The organism is Amorphus suaedae (assembly GCF_053629675.1).
In genome coordinates this window covers 1,196,970-1,219,737 of the sequence record NZ_JBRJIT010000001.1, presented here as the reverse complement: position 1 = coordinate 1,219,737, position 22,768 = coordinate 1,196,970, and the positions used below count along the sequence as shown (strand labels likewise).

At 66.9% G+C, this 22,768-nt stretch carries 24 protein-coding genes and 1 tRNA gene; 12 read left to right on the top strand and 13 right to left on the bottom strand.

Features of this window, described 5'->3' with window-relative positions; genetic code table 11:
- Window positions 1-2: 2 nt before the first annotated feature.
- Together dctP and AB7M35_RS05455 are read right to left on the bottom strand one after the other, a co-directional pair.
- Window positions 3-1,091: a TRAP transporter substrate-binding protein DctP gene (gene dctP / locus AB7M35_RS05460; RefSeq protein ID WP_453957880.1), complete on the bottom strand. Its 1,089-nt coding sequence runs from the start codon at window positions 1,089-1,091 to the stop codon at window positions 3-5.
- Window positions 1,092-1,141: 50 nt separating this feature from the next.
- Complete coding sequence (locus AB7M35_RS05455) at window positions 1,142-2,038, bottom strand: amidohydrolase family protein (protein WP_453957878.1); 897 nt, start codon at window positions 2,036-2,038, stop codon at window positions 1,142-1,144.
- Window positions 2,039-2,199: 161 nt separating this feature from the next.
- Here AB7M35_RS05455 and AB7M35_RS05450 point away from each other — a divergent pair, with 161 nt between their 5' ends.
- Window positions 2,200-3,438: a LysR family transcriptional regulator gene (locus tag AB7M35_RS05450; protein ID WP_453957876.1), complete on the top strand. Its 1,239-nt coding sequence runs from the start codon at window positions 2,200-2,202 to the stop codon at window positions 3,436-3,438.
- A gap of 77 nt (window positions 3,439-3,515) precedes the next feature.
- Here AB7M35_RS05450 and AB7M35_RS05445 read toward each other — a convergent pair whose 3' ends face one another.
- The 4 genes from AB7M35_RS05445 to AB7M35_RS05430 form a co-directional block, all read right to left on the bottom strand.
- The gene (locus AB7M35_RS05445; RefSeq protein WP_453957875.1) at window positions 3,516-4,718 is read right to left on the bottom strand and encodes a CaiB/BaiF CoA transferase family protein; all 1,203 of its coding nucleotides are present in this window, start codon (window positions 4,716-4,718) and stop codon (window positions 3,516-3,518) included.
- A 65-nt stretch (window positions 4,719-4,783) separates the two neighbouring features.
- The gene (locus tag AB7M35_RS05440) at window positions 4,784-5,746 is read right to left on the bottom strand and encodes a tripartite tricarboxylate transporter substrate binding protein (RefSeq protein ID WP_453957873.1); all 963 of its coding nucleotides are present in this window, start codon (window positions 5,744-5,746) and stop codon (window positions 4,784-4,786) included.
- Window positions 5,747-5,760: 14 nt separating this feature from the next.
- The gene (locus AB7M35_RS05435) at window positions 5,761-7,311 is read right to left on the bottom strand and encodes a tripartite tricarboxylate transporter permease (protein ID WP_453957872.1); all 1,551 of its coding nucleotides are present in this window, start codon (window positions 7,309-7,311) and stop codon (window positions 5,761-5,763) included.
- 7 nt (window positions 7,312-7,318) lie between these two features.
- The gene (locus tag AB7M35_RS05430; protein WP_453957870.1) at window positions 7,319-7,771 is read right to left on the bottom strand and encodes a tripartite tricarboxylate transporter TctB family protein; all 453 of its coding nucleotides are present in this window, start codon (window positions 7,769-7,771) and stop codon (window positions 7,319-7,321) included.
- Between the two features lie 211 nt (window positions 7,772-7,982).
- Between AB7M35_RS05430 and AB7M35_RS05425 the strand changes: the two genes are divergently transcribed.
- The 3 genes from AB7M35_RS05425 (at window position 7,983) to bktB (ending at window position 11,198) form a co-directional block, all read left to right on the top strand.
- Window positions 7,983-8,927, top strand: a complete 945-nt coding sequence (locus AB7M35_RS05425) for a LysR family transcriptional regulator (RefSeq protein ID WP_453957868.1) — start codon at window positions 7,983-7,985, stop codon at window positions 8,925-8,927.
- A 179-nt stretch (window positions 8,928-9,106) separates the two neighbouring features.
- Complete coding sequence (locus tag AB7M35_RS05420; RefSeq protein WP_453957866.1) at window positions 9,107-9,988, top strand: SDR family NAD(P)-dependent oxidoreductase; 882 nt, start codon at window positions 9,107-9,109, stop codon at window positions 9,986-9,988.
- 22 nt (window positions 9,989-10,010) lie between these two features.
- A complete protein-coding gene (gene bktB, locus AB7M35_RS05415; RefSeq protein ID WP_453957865.1) occupies window positions 10,011-11,198 on the top strand; it encodes a beta-ketothiolase BktB in 1,188 nt (395 codons plus the stop codon).
- A 31-nt stretch (window positions 11,199-11,229) separates the two neighbouring features.
- Here the strand turns inward: bktB and AB7M35_RS05410 are convergent, their stop codons facing one another.
- Window positions 11,230-11,706: a MaoC family dehydratase gene (locus AB7M35_RS05410; RefSeq protein ID WP_453957863.1), complete on the bottom strand. Its 477-nt coding sequence runs from the start codon at window positions 11,704-11,706 to the stop codon at window positions 11,230-11,232.
- A 279-nt stretch (window positions 11,707-11,985) separates the two neighbouring features.
- Between AB7M35_RS05410 and AB7M35_RS05405 the strand changes: the two genes are divergently transcribed.
- The 6 genes from AB7M35_RS05405 (at window position 11,986) to AB7M35_RS05380 (ending at window position 16,681) form a co-directional block, all read left to right on the top strand.
- Window positions 11,986-12,516 carry a contact-dependent growth inhibition system immunity protein gene (locus tag AB7M35_RS05405; RefSeq protein ID WP_453957861.1) on the top strand — a complete coding sequence of 177 codons (531 nt, stop codon included), beginning with the start codon at window positions 11,986-11,988 and terminating at the stop codon, window positions 12,514-12,516.
- A 61-nt stretch (window positions 12,517-12,577) separates the two neighbouring features.
- Window positions 12,578-13,108, top strand: a complete 531-nt coding sequence (locus tag AB7M35_RS05400) for a contact-dependent growth inhibition system immunity protein (RefSeq protein ID WP_453957859.1) — start codon at window positions 12,578-12,580, stop codon at window positions 13,106-13,108.
- A 54-nt stretch (window positions 13,109-13,162) separates the two neighbouring features.
- The gene (locus AB7M35_RS05395) at window positions 13,163-13,693 is read left to right on the top strand and encodes a contact-dependent growth inhibition system immunity protein (RefSeq protein ID WP_453957857.1); all 531 of its coding nucleotides are present in this window, start codon (window positions 13,163-13,165) and stop codon (window positions 13,691-13,693) included.
- Window positions 13,694-13,956: 263 nt separating this feature from the next.
- Entirely contained in the window at window positions 13,957-15,585 is a 1,629-nt protein-coding gene (locus AB7M35_RS05390) for an endonuclease toxin domain-containing protein (protein WP_453957856.1), read from the top strand.
- Complete coding sequence (locus AB7M35_RS05385; RefSeq protein WP_453957855.1) at window positions 15,582-16,112, top strand: contact-dependent growth inhibition system immunity protein; 531 nt, start codon at window positions 15,582-15,584, stop codon at window positions 16,110-16,112. Before AB7M35_RS05390 ends, AB7M35_RS05385 begins: the two co-directional genes overlap by 4 nt.
- On the top strand, window positions 16,109-16,681 hold the full coding sequence (locus AB7M35_RS05380; protein ID WP_453960617.1) for a contact-dependent growth inhibition system immunity protein: 573 nt from the start codon (window positions 16,109-16,111) through the stop codon (window positions 16,679-16,681). Before AB7M35_RS05385 ends, AB7M35_RS05380 begins: the two co-directional genes overlap by 4 nt.
- 123 nt (window positions 16,682-16,804) lie before the next feature.
- Here the strand turns inward: AB7M35_RS05380 and AB7M35_RS05375 are convergent.
- The 3 genes from AB7M35_RS05375 to mnmA all read right to left on the bottom strand — a co-directional run bounded on the left by AB7M35_RS05375 (window position 16,805) and on the right by mnmA (window position 19,278).
- Window positions 16,805-16,881: transfer RNA gene (locus AB7M35_RS05375), tRNA-Met, on the bottom strand.
- Window positions 16,882-17,339: 458 nt separating this feature from the next.
- Window positions 17,340-18,032, bottom strand: a complete 693-nt coding sequence (locus tag AB7M35_RS05370; RefSeq protein ID WP_453957853.1) for a class I SAM-dependent methyltransferase — start codon at window positions 18,030-18,032, stop codon at window positions 17,340-17,342.
- Between the two features lie 73 nt (window positions 18,033-18,105).
- On the bottom strand, window positions 18,106-19,278 hold the full coding sequence (gene mnmA / locus AB7M35_RS05365; protein ID WP_453957850.1) for a tRNA 2-thiouridine(34) synthase MnmA: 1,173 nt from the start codon (window positions 19,276-19,278) through the stop codon (window positions 18,106-18,108).
- 548 nt (window positions 19,279-19,826) lie between these two features.
- Here mnmA and sciP point away from each other — a divergent pair.
- Window positions 19,827-20,102 (top strand): CtrA inhibitor SciP, encoded by a 276-nt coding sequence (gene sciP, locus AB7M35_RS05360; RefSeq protein WP_453957848.1) that lies wholly within the window; start codon window positions 19,827-19,829, stop codon window positions 20,100-20,102.
- A gap of 15 nt (window positions 20,103-20,117) precedes the next feature.
- On the opposite strand, the gene AB7M35_RS05355 is transcribed toward sciP, so the two are convergent.
- Genes AB7M35_RS05355 through AB7M35_RS05345 form a run of 3 tightly spaced genes read right to left on the bottom strand, consistent with a single transcriptional unit; the run spans window position 20,118 to window position 21,991 of the window.
- A complete protein-coding gene (locus AB7M35_RS05355; RefSeq protein WP_453957847.1) occupies window positions 20,118-20,603 on the bottom strand; it encodes a YbaK/EbsC family protein in 486 nt (161 codons plus the stop codon).
- Between the two features lie 3 nt (window positions 20,604-20,606).
- Window positions 20,607-21,569, bottom strand: coding sequence for a metallophosphoesterase family protein (locus tag AB7M35_RS05350; protein ID WP_453957845.1), 963 nt, complete (start codon window positions 21,567-21,569; stop codon window positions 20,607-20,609).
- Between the two features lie 8 nt (window positions 21,570-21,577).
- Entirely contained in the window at window positions 21,578-21,991 is a 414-nt protein-coding gene (locus AB7M35_RS05345) for a cupin domain-containing protein (protein ID WP_453957843.1), read from the bottom strand.
- Between the two features lie 228 nt (window positions 21,992-22,219).
- On the opposite strand from AB7M35_RS05345, the gene AB7M35_RS05340 reads away from it, so the two are divergent.
- Window positions 22,220-22,765, top strand: coding sequence for an NUDIX domain-containing protein (locus AB7M35_RS05340; RefSeq protein WP_453957840.1), 546 nt, complete (start codon window positions 22,220-22,222; stop codon window positions 22,763-22,765).
- Window positions 22,766-22,768: the final 3 nt, after the last annotated feature.

Here is a 22,768-nt window from a genome sequence, read left to right as displayed (position 1 = left end):
GCTCAGAGCTTCGAGTAGATCTCGTCCTGCAAGGCCTTGGCGTATCCCGCCTGCTCCTTGCCAGGACCGGCCACGATGCCTTCCCACTTCTCCAGGAGACCCGTGTAGGTGTCGAAGAGCGCCTGGGCCTGATCGACGCCGGCCGCGTTCGCCTTCTCCACGATGCGGGTGATCTCGTTCTTGCGGAACGTGTCCAGCGCCTGCTTCATGTTATCGCCCATCGGATAGACCTCGGCCCCTTCGGCCTTCGCGGCCGCCAGCGCCTTCTCGCTTCCCGCGTTGTAGTTGAAGGTGATTTCCGCCAGCGTCTCCGCCGTCCGGTCGATCATCGCCTGTCGCTGTTCATCGGTCATGCCGTCCCAGACGGATTTGTTGACCGCCAGGTGCAGAAGCCCGCCGATGGCGCCGAGCGGCGTTTCCACCAGGTTGTCCGCCACTTCCTTCAGGTTGTTGGTCTCCAGCCAGTCGAAGGGCGCGGCCGCGCAGTCGATCTGGCCGCGCTGCAGGCCCTCGTAGACCTCGTCGCTGGTGAGGTTCACGGGCACCATGTTGAAGGTCTTGGCGATCAGCGACAGCGAGCCGACGGCGCGCACGCGGGTGCCCTCGGCATCCTCCATCGAGTGCATGGGCTTGTTGCAAAGGAGCTGGAAGCTCGGCACCGCGAAGCTCATGATCGGCACCGCGTTGACCGCCGCCAGCTCCTCGGTGCAGGCGGGGCAGTGCAGGTCGACCATCTCGTTCATCGCGCCGACCAGCACCCGGGGATCGGCCACCATGAGCTCCGAGAGCAGCGATTCCACCTGAAGCTGCTTGGGCTCGTAGACCGGGTTGAGCATGCCGGCGTCGGACAGTCCGTCGCGCAGGATGCTGAGGAGCGCGTTGCCGCCCCCGAGCGCGCCGCCGACGTACATCTGGAAATCGAGCTCCCCGCCGGTGGCATCCTTCACGGCGGCGAAATACGTCTCCATCGCGCGGTTGACGGGATGCTGCGGCGGAAGGTGGTTGTCATAGGTCAGCTCGCGCGCCGAGGCGGCGAAACCCGAGGCGAAAAGGGCCGTTGCGGCAAGGCACGTGGTGGCAAGGCGTTTCATCGTTCGAATCCTCCCTCGGTTCGTCTGTGTGGCACCGGCCCTTTTCGGGCTCATTCAAAGCCGTAAAGCGTCCTCGCATTGTCGCGGGCGATCGTCGCGCGGACCGCCTCGTCCGGGACCCATTCCGCCAGCAGGTCGACCAGGAGCCCGTCGTTCGGCATCGTCCGTCCGATCATGTTCACGTGCGGCCAGTCCGTTCCCCAGACGAGCCGTTCGGGTGCGTGGTCGACCAGCGCGTGGGCAAGCGGCGTGACGCTCGGATAGGGCGGCTCCTCCTGAGTGCAACGCATCGGACCGGAGAGCTTCACCCACACGCGCCCGGTGTCCATCATCTCCAGAACGCGCCTGAAGGCGGGTTGATCCGTTCCGCCGGCCGCCGGGATGTTGGCGAAGTGATCGAGGACGATCGCCGCGTTCGGGAGGTCCAGCAATTGCTGCGACACCTGCAGGATCTCGTCGCCGTGCGGATAGAACTGTACGTGCCAGCCCAGCTCGTGGGCCATCGCGGCCATGCGCGGCGAGATCTTCGGAAGCCCGCCGCCGTGGGACGGGCCGACGAAGCGCAGCCCGCGCACCCCGAGCCCGTCGAGCTCAGCCATCTCCGCGGAAGTGGACGTTTCGGCCAGAAGGGCGACGCCGCGCAGGCGGTCGGGGAAGCGCGCCAGCGTGTCCTTCAGGTGGCGGGTGTCTGTGCCGTAGCCGCCGCCGCTGACCAGAACTGCCTTGTCCACGCCGAGCACGTGGGCGACCTCGAAATAGGTCTCGGGCAGCAGGTCGTCGGACACGTACTTGCTCGTCGCGCTGAAGGGATATCGGTCTGCCGGACCGAAGAGATGCATGTGCGCGTCGATCGCTCCGTCCGGCAGCGCCACGCGCGGTGTGCGCGGATGCAGATCCGGCAGCGGATTCCGGGGCTTCTGCTCGGGACTGGCAGCCGCTTGATTCATTTTTCCTCCTTGGCGCGCGCCGGCATCCGAAGCTCCGGTGCGGCTCTGCGGCAGGGAAAGTTAGGAAACGCGCTGAGAATTATCCAAGAACTTCTGGCGCCCCTTCCATAAGTTTTGGCTATTCTCCCGATTGCCCGTCGCCGAAGAGAGAGCCCCGCACGATGGCCGCCGACGTCCACCGCGTGAACCTTCGCCATCTCCGGCTGCTGGATGCAGCCGCACGGGCGGGCACGGTACATGGAGCCGCCAGCGCCACCGGGCTGACGCAACCGGCGGTCAGCCAGGCGATCACCCGCCTGGAAGCGATCTTCGGCGCCAGGCTGCTGGTACGCGGACGCAACGGGGCGCGCCTGACGGAGGAAGGCGCGCTCGTCGTCCTCCGGGTGAGGCGGATCCTCGAGCTCCTCCGCCGCATGCAGGTGCGGGTCGATACGGGCCGGCGCCGCGGCGCCGCGGTCCTGGCGCGCGTGGTGACCTTCTCCCAGCTCGAGGTCCTGCTGGCGATCGACAAGGCCGGCGGCTTCTCCGGAGCCGCGGCGGCGCTCCACGTGGCTCAGCCGACGGTGCATCGCGCCGCCCGCCAGTTCGAGCGACTGATCGGCCACGACCTGTTCCGCAGTGACGGCTTCGGCATCACCGTCACGCCGCTGGCGCGCGATCTCGCCCGTCTTGCCGGTCTCGCCTTCAAGGAGATCGAGATGGCGTTCGCCGATGTCGACGGTCTGCATGGGCTTCGTCACGGGCGGCTGGTCATCGGCTCGCTGCCGCTCATCCGTGCCGATCTGCTCCCCGCCGCGATCACCGAACTGTGCCGGCGCTATCCCGGCTGTTCGATCGACGTGACGGAGCTTGACTACGAGAGCCTCGTCGATCGGCTGAAGCGGGGCGATATCGACATGATCATCGGGCGCCTGCGCGGACACCCCGAGGGATCCGATCTCGCCGAACGGCCGCTCCTGCGCGACAGCCTTGCGGTGATCGCCCGCAAGGGTCACCCCCTTTCGGGGCGGGCGGATCTCCGGACGGACGACCTGCGCCGCTATCCGTGGGTGATGACCCGCGCCGGTACGCCGATCCGGCATCACTTCGACGTGCTTTTCGGCGAGGAGCTGCCGGACTTCGGCCTGATCGAGTGCTCGTCGCTGTCGATCCTGCGCGCGCTGCTGGTCCAGTCGGACAGGCTGGCATTGCTGTCTCGCCGGCAAATCACGTTCGAGGCGGAACTCGGATTGCTGGCGGCCCTGCCGATGGTGCTTCCGGAGACGTCGCGCGAGATCGGCGTCACGACCCGGCGCGACTGGAAGCCGGCACCGCTGCAGGCAGCCTTCCTGACGATCATCGAGGAGGTCGCGAGGACGGGCACTGCCGACGTTTCGTCCGCCGTTTCGGCCTCGCTCTAGGTCCGAGGACGGGCGCGAGGCTCCTGTGCTCCGCGGGCTGGCCGGGGCGGATCGACACTCGCCGCGGCCAGTCCGCATCAGATGACGCCCTTCGCGCGCAGCTTGGCGATGCGCTCCGGGTCGACGCCCGCGGCGCAGAGCACCTCGCGCGTGTCGGCACCCAATTCCGCCGGAGGGCGGCTGGGGTGCGCGTTCGCGCCGTTCGCCTTGAAGCTCATCGTCGGCACGTGGATGCCGCCCTCGTGCCCGTCGATCCGGATCTCGCTGGTGAGGGCCCGGGCATGGACCTGGGGCTCGGCCATGACCTCGTCGAGCCCGCGGACCCGGGCAGCCGGGACCGCGGCGCGGTCGAGGATCTCCTCCCATTCAGCCGCCGGACGGGTCAGGAAGGTCTCCTGAAGCGTCTTGCGCAGGCTGGCGAAATTCTCGCCCCGCACGGCCTCCTCCGCCCAGCGCGGATCCTGCAGGATGTCGCCGCGGCCGATCGCCTGGCAGAGATTGCGAAACTGCGTGTCATGGTTGGCGGCGAGCATCAGCATGCCGTCGGAGGTGTCGAAGGCGCCGGAGGAGGGGCTCGCGCTCCACGCCTCGTTGCCGTACTGGGCCGGCTTCCAGCCGGTCGTCAGGTGCTGGGTCATCAGCGATGCCATCAGCATCAGCGCCGTATCGAGCATGGCGACGTCGATCTGCACCGCCTTGCCGGTGCGGTCCACCTCCCGCAGTCCGGCCATGATGGCCATCGCGGCATTCATGCCGGTGGCGTAGTCGACATAGGGCGCGCCGACCTTGTTCGGGCCGCTGCCGGCCTGGCCGGTGGTGAGCATGATGCCGCACATGCCCTGGATCACATGATCGTAGGCCGGCCGGTGGCTGAGCGGGCCATCCTGGCCGTAGGCGGAAATCGAGCAGTAGACGATCTTCGGGTTGAGTGCCCGCACCACCTCGAAGCCGAGGCCCAGGCGGGCCGCGACGCCGGGCTTGAAGTTCTCCACGAACACGTCGGCCGTTGCCGCGAGCGTTCTGGCAATCTCCAGGCCTTCGGGGGTCTTGAGGTTCAGCGTAACGGACTTCTTCCCCGCGTTGTGGGTCAGGAATCCCAGGGCCATGTGGCGCTCGGCGAGTTCCGGAAGGGCGCCTCCGACGCGGGTCCAGTCGCCGGTTCCCGGCTGCTCGATCTTCAGGATCTCCGCGCCCATCAGCGCCAGCTGGTAGGTCGCATACGGCCCGGCGAGGACCTGGCTGAGATCGAACACGCGCACGCCTTCGAGCGGCTGGAACATGATGGCCTCTCTTGAATCGACACAAAAAGCGCCGCGGACCGGGCGGTCCGCGGCGTGTGGCCGGCCTACTCGGCCAGACCGGCGCCCTTCATGATTTCCTTGTTCTTGGCGTAGGTGTTCCGCATCTCCGCGTAGGCGTCGTCGACGCCCAGGTACATGATCGGAATGCTTGCCGCCTCGGTCACCTTCTTGAAGGTCGGGTCGGTCTGGGCCGCCTCCAGGGCGCCCGCCAGCCTGTCGAGGATCGGCCGCGGCGTGCCCTTGGGCAGGAACAGCGTGGTGCGGGAATCCATGCCGAGCGCGAACCCGTCCTCCTCGATCGTCTTCACGTCCGGGTCGGAGGGGTGGCGGAAGGTGGTCAGCGCGCTGATCATCTTCATCTGGTCGGGGTACTTGTTGTGCAGCCCGCCCGAGAAGGCGAGGACGACCTGGTTGCCGAGGATCGCGTTGATCATCTCGCTGCCCCCCTTGAGCGGAACGATGTTGGCCTTGAGCCCCTCCTTCTTCGCGATCTCCTCCATGTAGAGGCGGGCCTCGGGGCTGAGCGCGCCGTAGCTGAAGCCCGGGTTCTCCTTCGCCCAGGCGATGAACTCGGGAAGCGTGTCGAAGGGGGCGTCCTTCTGGGTGGCGAGGCCGACCTGGTAGGCGGTGATCATGCCGGCGTACTCGAAGTCGTCCGGCGTGAAGTCCACCCGTTCCATGATGAAGGGGGCGGAGTTGACCACGGTGTTGGAGTGGAAGAGCAGCGTGTAGCCGTCCGGCTTCGCCTGGGTGAGTTCGCGCGCCGCCACCGCGCCGCCGGCGCCGGGCTTGTTGACCACGTTGATCGGCACGCCGAGCTGGTCCGACATCACCTTTGCGGCGGCGCGCGCCACGAGGTCGGTCTGCCCGCCCGGCGCGTAGCCGACCAGCATGGTGATCGGCCCCGTCGGATAGGCGTCGTCGGCGCTGGCCGGCAGGGCAAGGCCGGCTGCGAGGGAAAGGGCGGCGAGGGCGCCAACCACGCCCCTTCTGGTCATGCGTGTCATCGATGTTCCTCCCATCAGATTTCGATTGTCGTGCTTTCGGATGAGCGTCCCGCGGCCCGTCTTCTGCGGGGCCTTGCGGCCGCCATCCGGTAGTTGCTGGCACCCAGCCACGCCACGGTCGCAACCGTCAGGATGACGAAAGCGACCGCGATCGGGTGGTGGATGAGGTTGACGGCGCGGTGATCGAGGATCTGCAGCGACTGTCGGAAGGTCAGCTCCAGGTTGGGGCCGATCACGAAGCCGATCAGAAAGGTCACGAACGAGAAGTCGAGCTTCCGCGCGAAGAAGCCGACGAGCGCGAAGAACAGCATCAGGTAGATCGAAAAGACGCTGTTGGTCTCCATGTAGGCGCCAACGCAGCAAAGGAGCAGCACGCCGGGAATGATCAGGCGCAGCGGGACCTTGATGATCTGGGCGAACACGCGCTGGCCGGTGTAGCCGATGACGAGCAGGATCACGCTGGCGCAGAGCATGGCAGCGTAGACGTCGGCGACGAGACGCGGCTGCTGCTTGAACATCAGCGGTCCGGGCGTCAGCCCGTGCAGGATGAAGGCGGCGATAAGGATCGCGGCGATCACGCTGCCGGGGATGCCGAGCGCGAACAGCGGGATGAGGCTGGACGGGACTACGGCGTTGTCGGCGCTTTCGGCCGCGGCGATGCCCTCGATCATCCCGGTGCCGAACTTTTCCGGCGTCTTCGACGCGCGCTGGGTGGCGCCGTACGAGAGGAACGAGCCGACGCTGGCGCCCAGGCCTGGCAGGATGCCGACGATGGACCCGATGAACGTTCCGCGGGCGATCACCGGCAGGCAGCGCCGCCACTCAGGCCCGGTCACCACCCGATCCTCGCGGCGCGTTCCCTGGGTAATCTTGCCGGTCTCGTGGTCGAGCGTCCTGAGGTTGCCGGCCTGCACGACCATCTCGGCGACCGCCAGCATGCCGATCGCCATCGGCACCAGCGAGATGCCGTCGTCGAGTTCCAGCAGGCCGAAGGTCATGCGGGGAATGAAGGTTTCGGTCTCCATCCCGATCGTCGCGAAGAACACGCCGAGCGCGCCGGCGATCAGCCCCTTGATCAGCGAGCGCCCGGAGAGCCCGCCGATGAACGTCAGCGAGAACAGCAGGATCGCGCAGAGCTCCACCGGGCCGATGAGGAGCGCGTATCGGGCGAGGGGAGCCGCCAGCCCGATCAGGATCAGGGTGGAGACGAAGTCGCCGATCACCGACGCGTAGAGCCCCATCTTGAGGGCCTTCTGCGCCTTGCCCTGGCGGGCGAGCGGGTAGCCGTCGAGGGCGGTCGGCGCGGACGAAGGCTCGCCCGGCGTGTTCAGCAGGATCGCCGACACCGCGCTTCCGGCGGCGCTGCCCTTGGCGATGCCGATCAGCATGCCGAGGGCGGCGGGAGGGCTGAGATAGAAGGTGAGGGGGATGGACACCGCTACTCCGGTCGCCTTGCCGAGGCCGGGCAGCGCGCCGAGGACGTAGCCGAGCGTCACGCCGAAGGCGACCCAGAAGAGGGTCAGCGGATTGAGGACGTCCTGGAAGCCGAGGAGGAGGTGTTCCATGGCCGGATCACATGATCGCCGTGCCGAGGAGCTTGTAGAACAAGATCCACAGCGCGAGCAGGAACCCGGCGGGCATGATGAGAAGAACGAGCGGCCGGCGCTCACCAAGCGCCAGCAACGATCCAGTCACCAGGGCGAATCCCGCGGCAAGCGGCCCGACGAACTCGAACAGGACGAGAGAAACGGCGAAGACACCGCCGATCCGGAGGACCGCGTACATCTCGTCGCGGGAGAAGGGAGACGGTGTCTCCGCATCGTCGCCGGCGTGCTGCTCGCGCCAGTTCAGGGCCGTCAGCAGGATCGCCAGCGCGACGACCACGGCCATCATGATCTGAGGGACGAGGCGCGGCGACATCATGTCGGCGGGCCCCTGGTCGATCTGCCACGGGATGACCAGGAACAGCATTGCGAGCCCGAACAGGCTCAAGATCAGCCCGGAGACCACGTTGGCGCGTCTCATCCGATCCTCCCCGCGCCGCAGACGACGCCTTTCTTGCACGGCAAAGTGCCGTGTGCCGCGGTCCGGGCCAGGCAATCGATCGCCGAAGGGCGGAGTTGCTGCAGGCCGAAGGGTGCGGCGGGTGAACTTGCGTCACCCTAGACGCCTATTCGTAGTCCCCTGCGGCTATCACAAGTAGTCGAAAGTCTCTTGAACGTGATAAGCTGGGCTTATGTCTTCCTCCCCCCAGCATCTCGACCGGTTGCGCCTGCGTCATCTGCGCCTGCTGGAGCTCGTCGACGCGCATCGCTCGTTGCGCGCCGTGGGCGGGGTCCTCAAGCTGACCCAGCCGGCGGTCTCGCAGATGGTGAAGGACCTGGAATACGCGCTCGGCGTGGTCCTGTTCGAACGCTCGGCGCGCGGCGTCACGCTGACGCCGGCCGGCGAACTGGCGCTGCAGCGCGCCCGGGCGGGGCTGGCGGCGTTCGATCACCTGGCCGAGGAACTCCACGCGGACCTGCCGCCGGTCGTGCGGGTCGGCACCAACCCGGCGGTGATGTTCCAGCTGCTTCCATCGGCGATCGCCAGGCTCGAAGCCGGCGGTGCACCGCTGCGGCTCAGCGTTCGGGCCGGCATGGTCAACGACATGCTGGACGCGCTGTGGAGCGGCAGCCTCGACTGCTACGTGGGCCGCGTCGACTGGGACCGGCTCCCCGGCAACATGATCGAGGTGCTGCGTCTTGCGCCGCTGGCGGTCACCGACCTGGTGGTCGCCTGCTCCCTCACCCATCCGCTCGCCGACCGGACGGACCTGTCGGCCGCCGACCTTCTCGCCTGGTCCTGGGCCCTCCCGTCGGCGGGCTCCAACAACCGGGTGATCTTCGAGGCGGCCTTCCGCAACCTCGGCCTCGCCGGCCCCGTGCCGGTGGTGGAAGTGGAGTCCGATCCGAACGCGCTCGTCCTGCTGGCGCGCCAGGTCGGCCTGCTGGTGTGCATTCCGCGGCTCGCCATGGAGGCGGAAGGGGCGAGGGAGGCGCTGCGCGTCCTCGACCTTCCGGACCTCCGGCTTCCGCCGATCCAGGTTGGTTTCGTCACCTCGGTGCAGAACGAGATGATGGTGCCGGTGCAGACGTTCCGCCAGGCGCTGATCGAGGCCGCCGCCGAACGACCGTCATGAGGGTGCTGTCCCAGCGAAATTTGGGCGATTGCTTCCGAGTGATCACGGCTGCTTATCACCTTGAAGAGACTTTCGTCTCCTTGCGACGGCGCGGCCGGGGCTAGGTATGGTGGCGACAAGCGGCGGAACCGGCGATCGGGCCACCGCCATCTCATCATCAGCGCGGGTTCACCACAGACATGGCAATGACGTTCGAGGATCAGGTCGCGATCGTGACCGGAGGGGGGCGGGGCCTTGGCCGCGGCTATGCGATGGCATTGGCCGAACGCGGGGCACGCGTGGTCATCGCCGATCTCGGCGAGGATGCGGACACCACCGCCGCGGCGATCCGCGATCGCGGAGGGCAGGCGAAGGCGTTCAAGGTCGACGTCTCTGACTTCGCGCAGGTGGAGGCGATGGTCGCCAAGGTCCTCGCCGACTGGGGGCGCGTCGATATCGCCATCGCCAACGCCGGCATCCTGCGGGACCGGACCTTCGCGAAGCTGGACCTCGACGACTTCCGCGCGGTCATGGACGTCCACCTGATGGGCTCGGTGCACCTGTCCAAGGCGGTCTGGCCGGCGATGCGCGCGCAGCAGTACGGCCGCGTGGTGTTCACCACGTCGTCGTCGGGCATGTACGGCATTTTCGGGCAGGCGAACTACGCCGCCGCCAAGGCCTCGATGATCGGGCTCATGAACGTCCTCCACCTGGAAGGCGAGCGCAGCGGCATCAAGGTCAACTGCATCATGCCGAGCGCCGCGACCAAGATGACCGAGGGGCTGCTCAGCCCGGACGCCGAGCGACTGCTGGTGCCGGAAGCCGTGGCGCCCGGCGTCCTCTTCCTCGTCTCCCGGGAGGCGCCGTCGCGGGTGATCCTGTCGGCCGGCGCCGGCGTCTTCGCGCGGGTCCACATCACCGAGACGGACGGCATCGTGCTCGCCGGCGACGAGCTGTCGCCCGACACGGTGGCGGCGCGCTTCGACGAGATCTGTGACCGGACGGGGGAACATGTGCTCAACTCCGGCTTCGAACAGGCAGAGAAGCTGACCGCGTCCGCCCTCGGCGCAGACGCCGGCTGACCAAGAGCGGGAAGGGAGACTCATGGAGAGATCCGTCGTCATCGCGTCGGGCGTGCGCACGGCCATCGGAACCTTCGGCGGGGCGTTGCGGGCGGTGCCGCCCACCACGCTCGCGGCCCAGGTGGCGCGCGAGGCGATCGCCCGCAGCACGCTCGAAGCCGGCGAGATCCAGCATTCGGTGTTCGGAAACGTCATCCACACCGACGCCCGGGATGCCTATCTCGCGCGGGTCGCGGCGGTCGAGGCGGGCGTTCCGGCCTCGGTGCCGGCGCTGACCCTCAACCGGCTGTGCGGCAGCGGCCTGCAGGCGGTCGTGAGCGCGGCGCAGATGATCCTGCTGGGCGACGCCGACGTGGCGCTCGCCGGCGGCGCGGAGTCCATGAGCCGCGCGCCCTTCGCCTCCGAGGACGTACGCTTCGGCAAGCGGATGGGCGACGCCGAGCTCACCGACGTGCTGGTTGCCACGCTCCACGGTCCGTTCGGCGAGGGGCACATGGGCGTGACTGCGGAGAACGTGGCGGGCGACTACGACATCGGCCGCGAGGTACAGGACGCTTTCGCGATGGAAAGCCACCGCCGTGCAGCGCGCGCCATCGCCGAGGGACGTTTCGTGGAGCAGATCCTGCCGGTGGACACGATGCGGCGGGGTGATTCTACGCCGTTCGCGGTCGACGAGCACGTGCGCGAAGGGACGGACATGACATCGCTGGCCAAGTTGCGTCCCGCCTTCCGGGCCGACGGATCGGTGACTGCCGGCAACGCGTCCGGCGTCAACGACGGGGCGGCTGCGGTGGTGTTGGTGGAGGCGGAGGTCGCCAGGCAAAAGGGCCTGGCGCCGCTCGGCCGGCTCGTCGCTTACGGGCACGCCGGCGTCGACCCGACGCGGATGGGGCTTGGCCCCATTCCGGCGGTGAAGTCGGCGCTTGCCCGGGCCGGACTGACCATCGCAGACATGGACGTCATCGAGTCCAACGAGGCGTTCGCGGTGCAGGCCTGCGCGGTTGCCCGGGATCTTGGCTTTCCCGAGGAGCGGACCAATCCCAACGGCGGCGCGATCGCGCTCGGCCATCCGATCGGCGCCACCGGAGCCATCATCCTCGTGAAGCTGCTCTATGAGCTCCGCCGCGTCGGTGGGCGCTATGGTCTCGCCACCATGTGCATCGGCGGCGGGCAGGGCATTGCGGTGATCGTGGAGCGCGACGCGGGCTGATCCGCGCACGGCCCCCATCAGGCATCCGGTCTCAGGCGGAGGCGGCGAGGTGGTGGCGGACGAGCCACTCCGCCGCCAGCGCCGGCTTCGGATGCCCCTCGATCTCAATGGTGACGGCCAGCGTCGCCTGCACCTGCGCGGTCGAGAGGACCTCGAAGGCCTGCAGGACGAAGCGGCCGCGCACGCGGCTGCCGGACGGAACCGGCGACAGGAACCGCATCCGGTTCATGCCGTAGTTGACCGACATGGCGACGCCGGTGAGCGGCGGGATGTCGCGCAGCATTTCCGAGAGCAACGAGAGCGTCAGGAAGCCGTGGGCGATGGTGCCGCCGAACGGCGTCGCCTTGGCGCGTTCCGGGTCGGTGTGGATGTACTGGCGGTCGCCGGTGCACGCCGCGAACTGATCGATCTGTTCCTGCGTGACGTCGAACCACCGGGACAGGCCGACCTCCTGGCCAACCATGGCGGCGTAGTCGCCCGGAGCAATCGGGCTCTTGCTGTCTGTCATGTCTCTCCGGAGGTCTGCGGACCGGCGGCTGCCGGGCGACGACTGAATGCAACGACGAATGGTAGCACGGCCTGGTCTGTGGCACTGTTCGTCATTGGGAGGCGGCAAGTCTTCCAACTGCTTCCTTGTACGGTTGCAAGTTCAAGCGTGACAGTACTTCCGGACGGGGTGTTGGCAACAACCGCTTGAGACGGACCGCCCCGACGACGACCAGCGAAGATCGAACGCAGCTGAGCCAAAAGGCCGTCTTGGGCGGATGATGGAGGTGACGTTCGTCCGATGATCGATCGCAAGCCCTTCAATCCGCCTCCCCCCAAAGAACGGAAAGAGGCGGGCGTCGTTGCTTTCCGGAAGTTCTATCGGATCCATTCCTGGGCGGTTTACCGAGCCAGTAGGCTGGATCCGGACGGGATCGACGCGGACCATCCGCCCGATCTGGACGACGCTCAGCTCGGCGCGGCTGCCCATGAAGCGCTCCTCGCCAGCCGCTTCATTGGTCCGGATCACCAGGATTGGGACCGTGTTCGCGCGTTTTTAAACCGCGAGGAGCTGCGCGTTTTGGAAGAACGCCTGAGAGTGCGGGCAGGAGTGAAAACCAACGGAGCGCTCTACAGCGGCGTTGGGAATGTCAGCCTGACGCTGAAGGATGGAATGATCAGCCTGATGCCCTGGAAGTACGAGGGCCGGGGAGGGTTCGGCCCGCTCAGGGGGGCCGAGCCGGTGGAGTTACCAGAGACGGCTTCGGACGAGGAACTGGGCGCGACCATCCGCCGGCTGATCGGGATCAGCCGGAAGCCGTGGACGCGATGACGGAGCTCCTGGTTACCGCACCCGAAAGCCTCGGCATCGCAATAAAAGCGACATTCGTCCGATGACAATCCAAAGGGAAAGCAATCCCCCACCCCCCGAAGATCGCAAAGAAGCCTGCGTCACTGCCTTCAAGAAATTCTACCAGATCAGCTCGTGGGCTGTTTACGGGGCTTTAAAACTGGACCCTGACGGTATCGATGCCGATCACCCTGCCGATCTGAACGATCCAGGTCTCGGCGCAGCCTCGCGCGAAGCACTTCTCGCCAGCCGCTTCATCAGCCCCGATCATCCGGACTGGAATCGAGTACGGGCGTTCTTGAGCCGTGAATATTACGATCGTCAGCTTGAACGCCTCAAGGCGCGCGCCGGCGTGAAGACCCACGGAGCGCTCTATAGCGGCGTCGGGAGCGTCAGCCTGATGCTGAAGGATGGATCTATCACCTTGATGCCCTGGAAGTACGTCGGGCGTGGCGGTTTCGAGCCTCTCAGGGGCTTCGAGCCAGTGGAGCTGCCCGAGACGGTTTCAGACGAGGAACTCGGTGCAACCATCCGCCGGCTGATCGGGATCAGCCGGAAGCCGTGGACGCGATGACCCTGGGGCCGCCGGTCACGCTTCACGCATGGAGCGAGAGGTAATGTTCGTCCGATGACGATGCGCGAGCCCTTCAAGCCGCCCGCTCCTGCCGAGCGAAAAGAGGCGCGTGTTACTGCCTTCAAGAAGTTCTATCGGATCCATTCCTGGGCGGTGTATCGAGCCAGCAAGCTGGATCCGGACGGGATCGACGCGGACCATCCGCCCGATCTGGACGACGCTCAGCTCGGCGCGGCTGCCCATGAAGCGCTCCTTGCCAGCCGCTTCATTGGTCCGGATCACCAGGATTGGGACCGTGTTCGCGCGTTTTTTAACCGCGAGGAGCTGCGCGTTTTGGAAGAACGCCCGAGAACGCGAGCAGGAGTGAAAACCAACGGAGCGCTCTACAGCGGCGTCGGGAATGTCAGCCTGACGCTGAAGGATGGGATTATCAGCCTGATGCCCTGGAAGTACGAGGGCCGGGGAGGGTTCGGCCCGCTCAGGGGCGCCGAGCCGGTCGAGCTGCCCGAGACGGTTTCAGACGAGGAACTCGGCGCGACCATCCGACGGCTGATCGGGATCAGCCGGAAGCCGTGGACGCGATGACAGGGGTGTCCATCGTGACGCTCCGGCAGGCGTCATGGCAGCAGGCGCAAGCACCAGCGGGTTCGCTCTCGGAGTATATGAGATCGTATGCGCCGGCTTGGCAGAGGGCTGCTTCCCGAATGGCGCCCCAAACCGCCTGAAGTTCTCATCCAGTACAGTTAGGCCAGCCGCCGAGCGCCTTTCTGCAGCCCCTGCGATGGGCGGCCAGTTTATCCTCCCTCTCTCCAGGACCCGCATACTTCGTTCGGTGAACGGAGCATGAGATGGCGATGCGGGTGGAGGATGGGAAGCTTCTGAGCCTGCAGATGGAGATGGCGGCAATCCGCCTCCACTGTCATGCGGCTAGAAGCCATTGGTTGGTGGCCAAGGGTGTAGACCTTGCCTCCGACCGCGCAAGGTTCGCCGCGCGCCTGACGTCTGAGGCCGAGGCCAACAGCCGGATGCTTCTGGCAGCGCTGCGCGCTCTCGACCTTTCGGAAGGTGACCTTCCCGAGATTTCGGCCGCGCGCAACGACGTGCTGGCGGAGTGGAAGCAACGAGCCCTCCGCATCGCGGACGTCTGGGACGGCGAGCCCGAGCGCCGGGCGGCGGCGCTCGATCTCTTGGAAGAACAGCTGACGCGGCGGTTCGCCGGGCGGATCAACGCCGAGCGCCAGCACGCACTCGGGATAGACCGATATGTCTGGCGAAGCCGCGACGACAGGCTGGTGCGGCCGCTTCACGCGGCTCACGACGACCAGGTCTTCTTCTGGGATGAGCCGCCGGAGGGCGGTCACCCCGGCGAGGCCCCGAACTGTCGCTGCATCGCCGAACCGGTGCTGGTCGACGAGGCGGATTGGCGTCCCATCATCGACGGCAGCTACGGCCGGGCAGTCGACCTGGCCATACTCGAAGGCGCATTCGACGCGGCCGTGGACTTCGTTGCCGAGTTCGTCCCCTCGGTGGGCGATTTGCGGGCGCTGCTCGACGCCCTGGCCTGGCTTGTGGATGTCGGGGGCGAGGCCGCGGAACTCGCCTATCTCCTCGTCAGGGATCAGTTGGTCGGCCTCGCGGAGAGCGAGCGCACACGCCGGGACGCACTAGTCGGAGACGCCGGTTCCTGGGCCAAGGGTCTTGCATCGGCTTTGGCGGATGCACCGGCTCTGGCGCGTGGATTGCTCGACTACGTCAGAGCGATCGAGGCGCGTCCGTCGGCGCTCGACCAGGCGTACCGGCGCGGCTACGCCACGCGGGCGGATGTCGAGGACGCCTATCGCGAGCGCAGTTATCTCCGCGCGTCGGCGGCGCTCTACGGGCTGACGACTGTTCTCTCGGCACGCACAGCGGCGAAGGGGCTCACAGCCCGGCTTCTCGGGCGCTTCGGCCGCAGTGCGGATCTCGGTGACAATGCGACCGGTTGGACGTTTGCGAACCTTGCCGGTCGGGCCCGGGCGCTGTCGCCCGACGCGGACTGGCAGCGGATAGACAATCCCGGCATCGTATGGGGCAAGGGGATCAAGGATCAGGGCGGCCCCTGGGAGCGGCATTTGGCGGAGCGCGGCGATCTCGGGGATTGGATCGAGCAACAGGCCCCGAACTTCAAGACGTTCGACTTTTTCGACAAGGTCAAAGGCGCGGCGACAAGCGCAAAAACGCTAGACACGCGAGCCCTTGGCTACGTGCACCAGCCGAGGCGAGTTTTCATCACGCTCAGGAGCTACATAGATCGCGCACATACATTCGATGGTCATATCGTTAAAGAGTATACGATTAAGGTGAGCGAAATTGAGCGCCGGCGACTTGCTGTAGCGATACCGTTTGGAACCACAGCAATGCAGATCGCTGAGATCAACCGTGCCCGGGCCTATGCCGAGCGCTTCGGTGTGGAGATGGAGGTAATGTTCGTCCGATGACGATGCGCGAGTCCTTCAATCCGCCTCCTCCCAAAGAACGGAAAGAGGCAGGCGTCGTTGCTTTCCGGAAGTTCTATCGGATCCATTCCTGGGCGGTCTACCGAGCGTTGCTTCTCGACCCCGACGGGATCGATGCCGACCATCCGCCCGATCTGGACGACGCGAGTCTCGGTACGGCTGCTCGCGAGGCGCTCCTGGCCAGCCGGTTCATTGGTCCCGATCACCCGGACTGGAAACGTGTCGATGCCTTCTGGAGCCGTGAGAAGGGTGATCGGCTGCTTGAACGCTTCAAGGCGCGCGCCGGTGTGAAGACCCACGGAGCGCTCTACAGCGGCGTCGGCCTAGTATGTCTGACGCTGACGGATGGGATCATCAGCCTGATGCCCTGGAAGTACGAGGGCCGGGGAGGGTTCGGTCCGATCAGGGGTGCCGAGCCGGTGGAGTTGCCCGACACCGTTTCAGACGAGGAGCTCGGCGCGACCATCCGCCGGCTGATCGGGATCAGCCGGAAGCCGTGGACGCGATGACCCGGGGGCTGGCGGTGACACTGGGCGAGCGTGGTCCGATGACAATCCGAGATCAGCGCAATGGCGCGCCCCCTGAAGTGCGGAAAAAAGCCAGCGTTACCGCTTTCAAGAAATTTTACCGGATCCACTCCTGGGCCGTTTACGGGGCCTCCCAGCTCGACCCTGACGGAATCGACGCCGATTATCCGCCCGACCTGGATGACGTTTGTCTCGGCGCAGCCGCACGCGAAGCACTTCTGGCCAGCCGCTTCATCGGTCCAGACCACCCTGACTGGAACCGCGTTGATGCCTATTCGACAGGGTTGCCGGCAAGCATCTTGGTCGATCGGTTCAAGGCCCGTGCCGGTGTGAAGACGCACGGCGCGCTCTATAGCGGCGTGGGCCATGTTCGCCTGATGCTCAAAGGCGGGCGCATCTCCGTCGAGCCTTCCAGGTACGTCGGGCGTGGCGGTTTCGAGCCTCTCAGGGGCTTCGAGCCGGTGGATCTGCCCGAGACGGTTTCGGACGAGGACCTCGGCGCGACCATCCGCCGTCTGATCGGGATCAGCCGGAAGCCGTGGACGCGATGATCCGGGGTGCTCGCCACCCTCCATGCGACGCGGCGCTCTTTGCGGCACATGCAAATGCACCGCGACCGGTCACGGAGCTTCCGTGCCGGATGCGATACCGTCTGTCACCGAGGAAGGAATTTTTGGTAGCGGAGGAGGGACTCGAACCCCCGACACGCGGATTATGATTCCGCTGCTCTAACCAACTGAGCTACTCCGCCCCAAGGGGGCCGGTCAGGTCGTCGTGTCCGCAGGCGGCTGGCCGCCCGCACTTCTCACTTGGTCCTGGACCGATAGATGCGCGACCGCGGCTGGGCCAGCGTGTCGTGCGGCGCTAATAAGGCGATCAGCTGCCCGCTTGTCAAGGCGCCGGCACACCCCTGTGGATGTTCCCGGGCCGGCGCGGTTCGACCGCGGCGGTGGGGCCGTTCTCGGCCGATCGGCGAGAGGGGTGAGGGGGGCGATCGGCGGCGCAATGGCGACCGACCGGCGAATCGGCAAGGGCAGCCCACGACTGGCGGGGCGCTGTCGCGAGGTCTGAAAATCACGTCGTCCGGATCGGACCGTGTGGCCTGATCCGTCGAGCGGCCCCGCCTTTGGCCAAGGTGCGGTCCGGTCCAGGCGTGTGTCGGGTCGGGTTCGCCTGCCGCGAGGCGATCCCCGTCCGCTCCGGAACGCGCTACCGCTTGCGGAACGTGAGCAAGTCGAACAGGCCGGCCGGCTTGGCGTCTTCCCGCGACACCAGCTCGAGCTGGTCGCAGCCGAGCACGCCGTCGATCTTCATGGACGGGTTCCAGCCCAGCCGGGTGGCGAAGGGGGTGAGGATCCGGTCCGTGACGGTCCACGGGAACCGCTCGGCGCGGAAGTGGCTGCAGATCACCACGTGGCCGCCCGGACGCACGACGCGGGCGAGCTCGTCCATGACGCGGGCGGCGTCCGGAACCGCGGTGATCGTGAACATGCAGACGGTTCCGTCGAACGCACCGTCGGCAAACGCGAGGTTCGTCAGGTCCATCTCGTGGACGCCGGTGACGTTCCTGAGCCGCTCCTTCTCGATCTTCTCGTTGGCCCGCACCAGCATGTCGTGGGAGAGGTCCACGCCGGTGATGGTGACGTTCGAGGTGTAGTCGGGAAGGGCGAGGCCGGTGCCGACGCCGGCTTCCAGGAAGTGGCCGCCGATGGAATTCACCTTGGCCACCGCCGCCTTGCGGCCGAGCGCGGTGGGGGCTGCCAGCAGCGTGTAGACGGGCGCCCAGCGGGCGTAGGCGCTGCGCACCATGTCGCCGTCGATCGCGACCTCACGGCCCCCGGCGCCGGCGGCGACGGGAGATGCGCTGCGGGCGAAGACGGGGCGGCGGTCGGGGTCGGTCATGCGTCGGGTCCTTGAGTGAACATGTGGCGGATTGCGTAAGGGAAACCGAAGAGGCGGCGGAGCGTTCCAGTCTTCAGGTCACGTAGGCCATGGCGCCGGCCGCCAACCGCGACGCCTCGGTGGGGGCGCGTTCGATCACGCCGCCGCCCAGCACGCGCGACACTCCGTCCGGGGCCTCGTAGAAGACGCAGGCTTGGCCCGGAGCGACGCCCGACTCAGGCGTCATCAGCTCAACGGCGAGACGCCCGTTTTCCTCGATCAGCTGGGCCGCGACCGGCGGCCGGGTCGAGCGCACGCGGGCGTAGACTTCCATGCCCTCGGCGACGGCCTGGGCGAGGGGCGCGTCGCCGAGCCAGTTCACCTCGCGCAGATACACACGGTGCGTCTCCAGGGCGCTCTTGGGGCCGACGATCACCCGGTGCGTGTCGGCATCGAGACCGACGACGAAAAGCGGTTCGCCGACGGCAAGGCCGAGGCCCCTGCGCTGGCCGACAGTGTAGCGGATGATGCCTTCGTGGCGCCCCATCACACGGCCGTCGATGTGGACGATGTCGCCGGGCATCACGGCGCCGGGCCGCAGCCGCTCGATCACGTCGGCGTAGCCGCCGGTGGGAACGAAGCAGATATCCTGACTGTCCGCCTTGTCGGCAACGGGCAGCCCGAGTTCGGCAGCCAGGCGACGCGTCTCCGGCTTTGTCATCCGGCCAAGCGGGAAGCGGAGATAGTCGAGCTGCTCCTGGGTCGTCGCGTAGAGGAAATAGCTCTGGTCCCGATCGGCGTCCTTGGGACGGAACAGCGCGCGGTGCGCACCGTTGGCACGGCTGTCGACGTAGTGGCCCGTCGCCAGCGCCGCCGCATCCAGCGTCTTCGCGGTGTCGAGGAGATCGGAGAACTTGACGCTCTGATTGCACGACACGCACGGCACCGGCGTTTCGCCGTGCAGGTAGGAATCGGCGAAGCGCTCGATGACGCTCTCGCGGAATCGGTCCTCGTAGTTCAGCACGTAATGCGGGATCCCGAGGGTCTCGGCGACACGGCGCGCGTCGTGGATGTCCTGGCCGGCGCAGCAGGCGCCCTTGCGGTGCGTGGCTGCGCCATGGTCGTAGAGCTGCAGCGTGACGCCGACCACGTCGTAGCCCTCGCGCGCCAGCAAGGCGGCGACCACGGACGAATCGACGCCGCCCGACATCGCGACCACGATGCGGGTGTCCTCGGGGCGGCCCGGCAGATCCAAACTGTTCGTCATGTTCACGAACCCGTATTTCTCGATCAGGCTGCGCCGGATCTCTCGCGAACCGCGCAGAAACTTTGCTCGGTCATTGCCGTCCGGACCATCCGGATGCAGCTCCGACAACCGGATGTCGGCGTCTTGGTCGACGACCGCCCGGCTCCCGGCAGAATTGGGGTGCCGGAGATCACGCCATCCCGCCGTCCCCGCTGACTGCAACCGGTCGAACGGCGCTTGCGGGCATGGAAACCGGCGCATTCCGGCCGTCAGACCCAGCACATAAGCATCAATTCGGTCCGCGCAAAGCCCGCATGTCGGACAACGTCTCCGACGTTGCTTGCCTGTCATAGCGGATGCGCGGGGCTGTCGAAAGACGGTGCGAAGGGAAGGGGGCGTCGCGCCCTGGACGGGGCGGCCATTGCATGCCTTGGCGCGCGCTCTCCGGTCTCCTCAGTAAGTATTAGTTATCGTTACCGTTTCCTTAGCGACGGCTTAGCTGATTTTTAAAGAGGTGCAGGTCATATCGACACTCAGTTGGGTCAGGTTTGTGTGAGTACGAGAGTCGAATGACCGAACATATTTCACCGCGTTACCGGTATGTCATTGGCCCTGACGGGACGCCTTTGACGCTGGCAGATCTTCCGCCGCCGAACACCAAGCGATGGGTCATCCGTCGCAAGGCGGAGGTGGTGGCCGCCGTACGCGGCGGACTTCTGTCACTCGAAGAGGCCTGCGAGCGCTACACGTTGACGGTCGAGGAATTCCTGTCGTGGAATTCGCTGATCGACCGCCACGGTCTCGCAGGACTGCGTGCCACCAAGGTCCAGACGTACCGTGTTTGAACGGCGCTCTGCGCGCTACTTGCGCATCGCCAGAACCGTCGCACCCGTTGCGGCCTTCAGGGCCGCCGGGTCGACGGCAAACACGGCCTGCGGCGTCCCCGCCGCGGCCCAGACCACATCGTGCGCCAGAAGGTCGGCGTCGATGAACACCGCCAGCCCGGCCCGGTGGCCGATTGGCGGAATGCCGCCGATCGCGTACCCCGTCTCTTCGCGGACGTAGCGCGCGTCGGGCCGCTCGATCTTCTCACCGATCTGACCGGCAACCGCTTTCTCGTCGACCCTGTTCGAGCCCGAGACGAGAAGCAGGTAGGGCGCCCCGCTGTCGCGACCGCGAAACACCAGTGACTTGACGATCTGCCCCACGCCGGTTCCGCACGCTTCGGCCGCCTCTTGGGCGGTCCGCGTGGAGGCGGGCATTTCGCGAACCTCGATGGTCAGTCCGGCGACTTCCGCGGCATCGAGCACCCGCTGGGCGCTCGGTGGAAGAGGGGTGTCGGTCATCGGTCAGGCCTCGCGGGCATCGGTTTCGGCGGCCTTCGCGCCAGACGTTGTCGGCGCGCCCTGGATCCGGCCATCCTTATAGAGAAACCGCCGGTCGATTTCGCGCACCGGCTCTGTCGGACCCGTCAGGCCCCGTTCGATCATTTCGCAGTCCCATTTCCCGGCCTCGCCCGAAATCCGGAACAGGTTGAACGCCGAGCCGTGGCGGTGCGCGGCGTTCGAGGCGGCGGGCACGCCGATGACCGGCACGTCGTCGATCCAGTTGATCGACCGCTTGTGGGTATGGCCATGCAGGACCAGTTCGGCCCCGGCCTCGCGGATGACGGCGCGAAAGCGCGATCCGCCGAGCAGGCGCTTGTGCCAGGCGGTGGAGTTGTGGATCGGCGGGTGGTGGATCAGCACCACGCGGAATGCACCGTGATGCCCGAGCTTCCTGAGGCTGTCGTGCAGCAGCTGGGCCTGGATGGCCCCGAACGAGCCGGTGGCCATGAACGGACCCGTGGCGACGGCGCTCGATGTCCCGACGATCCCGAGCGGTCCGCGGCGGCGGATGAACGGAAACCGCTCGCCGGCACTCGAAAGCGGGCGTTCGTCGTCCGTCATGTAGTCGGACCACGCCTTCCAGGCCCGCTTCAATGCGCCCGGCACGTAGGCGTCGTGGTTGCCGGGGATGACCGACACGTCGTCATGGTTGCCGAGTGCCGCCAGCCACTCCCGGGCCGGCTGCAGCTCCGCCTTGAGCGCCAGATTGACGAGGTCGCCCGTCACCGCGATGTGGTCGGGCTCGTTGGAAAGCAGATCGTCCATCAACCGGACCAGCGGTTCCTCCAGGTGGAGCTTCACCCGGTTGCGCTGCCAGTTGACGAACCCGATCATCCGCTTCGACGCCAGTTCGCGCATTCTCGGCTGCGGGAGAGGCCCAAGGTGCGGGTCAGACAGGTGGGCGAGTGTGTAGAGAGAGCTCATTTCAGACGTCACTTCGGCGCGTCCCTGTCCCACAGGATGGTGTTGGATTGGCCGGGCGGGGCCTGATCGATCACCAGGAGCTTGACCGGCGCGTCCTCCGTGACCCCGGAGTGCCACTCGTCGATCACCTCGACGATGACATCGCCCGCCACGTAGTGATGCCTCTCACCGCCGCGGACCTCGACCGTGATGGCGCCGCTCAGGACGTAGGCGTACCGCGCATAAGGATGCTTGTGGAGCGCGAGGCGCGTGTGCGGGCCGATCTCGTAGGTGCTGACAGCAAGCTCGGGATTCGCCGGCACCGTGATCGGCTTACCCGATGCCGTCTCCGTGGTACGGAGGATGGTGTCGACGGACACGGACTCGGCCAAGACAGGTGGTGTGATGAGGACAAGCGCAAGCGCGATGGGCCATGTCTTCAAGAGAGGGTTCCTCAAGTCGGGACGATGGGATTTATTCCTGGAGCACGTGAACCCAGCGTCGGGTGCGATGGTTCCGGGACCGTCGCCCGCATGCCAAGAGCAGGGTAGCCGTCAATCGGTCATCAAGTCGAGGACGCTGGCCTGGTCCGGCCCCGGAATCGGAAGGCAGCAATCGGCGTCGATTGGGCCGCGGCCGCCGGCGAGCGTCCACGTAGCGGAGTACCGTTCATGAACGTGACCGACGCCGGTTGCCTGCGGCCCCGGGCATTCTGGTCGTCCGCAGGAGGGCCGGGCGCCTTGCTGAGTTGGCGACTTCATTCCTTTGCTGGCAAGGCCATTCTCAGAGTGCGCCACCGGTTGAGCACGGGTGTTTCGCTCGGGGTGAAGGGCATGGTGCTGACGGCGCGGGACGAGGTCTTTCTGGTGCGCCACAGCTATCTGCCAGGCTTCCATCTGCCGGGCGGTGGCGTCGACCCCGGCGAATCCGCCCATGATGCCGTCACGCGCGAGCTGAGGGAGGAGGGCAACCTGGAACTCGCCTCCCCGGCGCAGTTGTTCGGTGTCTACTTCAACGAGGCGCTCGACCGTCGCGACCATGTCCTGCTGTTCGTCACCCGCGATGCGCACCAGCCGGCGCCGGCGCGCGTGCCGAATGCGGAAATCCTCGAGGCCGGGTTCTTCCCCGTCGACCGCCTGCCGGCGACGACGACACCGGCGACCCGGCGACGCCTCGACGAGGTCCTCGGCGGCGCGGCGCCCGCAACCGTCTGGTAGTGG

Coding starts and splice junctions, on each gene's coding strand:
- AB7M35_RS05435 (WP_453957872.1), bottom strand. CDS start 7,311: ATGGAACACCTCCTCCTCGGCTTCCAGGACGTCCTCAATCCGCTGACC.
- AB7M35_RS05420 (WP_453957866.1), top strand. CDS start 9,107: ATGGCAATGACGTTCGAGGATCAGGTCGCGATCGTGACCGGAGGGGGG.
- bktB (WP_453957865.1), top strand. CDS start 10,011: ATGGAGAGATCCGTCGTCATCGCGTCGGGCGTGCGCACGGCCATCGGA.
- AB7M35_RS05430 (WP_453957870.1), bottom strand. CDS start 7,771: ATGAGACGCGCCAACGTGGTCTCCGGGCTGATCTTGAGCCTGTTCGGG.
- AB7M35_RS05410 (WP_453957863.1), bottom strand. CDS start 11,706: ATGACAGACAGCAAGAGCCCGATTGCTCCGGGCGACTACGCCGCCATG.
- AB7M35_RS05445 (WP_453957875.1), bottom strand. CDS start 4,718: ATGTTCCAGCCGCTCGAAGGCGTGCGCGTGTTCGATCTCAGCCAGGTC.
- mnmA (WP_453957850.1), bottom strand. CDS start 19,278: ATGACGAACAGTTTGGATCTGCCGGGCCGCCCCGAGGACACCCGCATC.
- AB7M35_RS05400 (WP_453957859.1), top strand. CDS start 12,578: ATGACAATCCAAAGGGAAAGCAATCCCCCACCCCCCGAAGATCGCAAA.
- AB7M35_RS05385 (WP_453957855.1), top strand. CDS start 15,582: ATGACGATGCGCGAGTCCTTCAATCCGCCTCCTCCCAAAGAACGGAAA.
- AB7M35_RS05370 (WP_453957853.1), bottom strand. CDS start 18,032: ATGACCGACCCCGACCGCCGCCCCGTCTTCGCCCGCAGCGCATCTCCC.
- AB7M35_RS05340 (WP_453957840.1), top strand. CDS start 22,220: ATGAACGTGACCGACGCCGGTTGCCTGCGGCCCCGGGCATTCTGGTCG.
- AB7M35_RS05380 (WP_453960617.1), top strand. CDS start 16,109: ATGACCCGGGGGCTGGCGGTGACACTGGGCGAGCGTGGTCCGATGACA.
- AB7M35_RS05450 (WP_453957876.1), top strand. CDS start 2,200: ATGGCCGCCGACGTCCACCGCGTGAACCTTCGCCATCTCCGGCTGCTG.
- dctP (WP_453957880.1), bottom strand. CDS start 1,091: ATGAAACGCCTTGCCACCACGTGCCTTGCCGCAACGGCCCTTTTCGCC.
- AB7M35_RS05440 (WP_453957873.1), bottom strand. CDS start 5,746: ATGACACGCATGACCAGAAGGGGCGTGGTTGGCGCCCTCGCCGCCCTT.
- AB7M35_RS05425 (WP_453957868.1), top strand. CDS start 7,983: ATGTCTTCCTCCCCCCAGCATCTCGACCGGTTGCGCCTGCGTCATCTG.
- AB7M35_RS05390 (WP_453957856.1), top strand. CDS start 13,957: ATGGCGATGCGGGTGGAGGATGGGAAGCTTCTGAGCCTGCAGATGGAG.
- AB7M35_RS05405 (WP_453957861.1), top strand. CDS start 11,986: ATGATCGATCGCAAGCCCTTCAATCCGCCTCCCCCCAAAGAACGGAAA.
- AB7M35_RS05355 (WP_453957847.1), bottom strand. CDS start 20,603: ATGACCGACACCCCTCTTCCACCGAGCGCCCAGCGGGTGCTCGATGCC.
- AB7M35_RS05455 (WP_453957878.1), bottom strand. CDS start 2,038: ATGAATCAAGCGGCTGCCAGTCCCGAGCAGAAGCCCCGGAATCCGCTG.
- sciP (WP_453957848.1), top strand. CDS start 19,827: ATGACCGAACATATTTCACCGCGTTACCGGTATGTCATTGGCCCTGAC.
- AB7M35_RS05350 (WP_453957845.1), bottom strand. CDS start 21,569: ATGAGCTCTCTCTACACACTCGCCCACCTGTCTGACCCGCACCTTGGG.
- AB7M35_RS05395 (WP_453957857.1), top strand. CDS start 13,163: ATGACGATGCGCGAGCCCTTCAAGCCGCCCGCTCCTGCCGAGCGAAAA.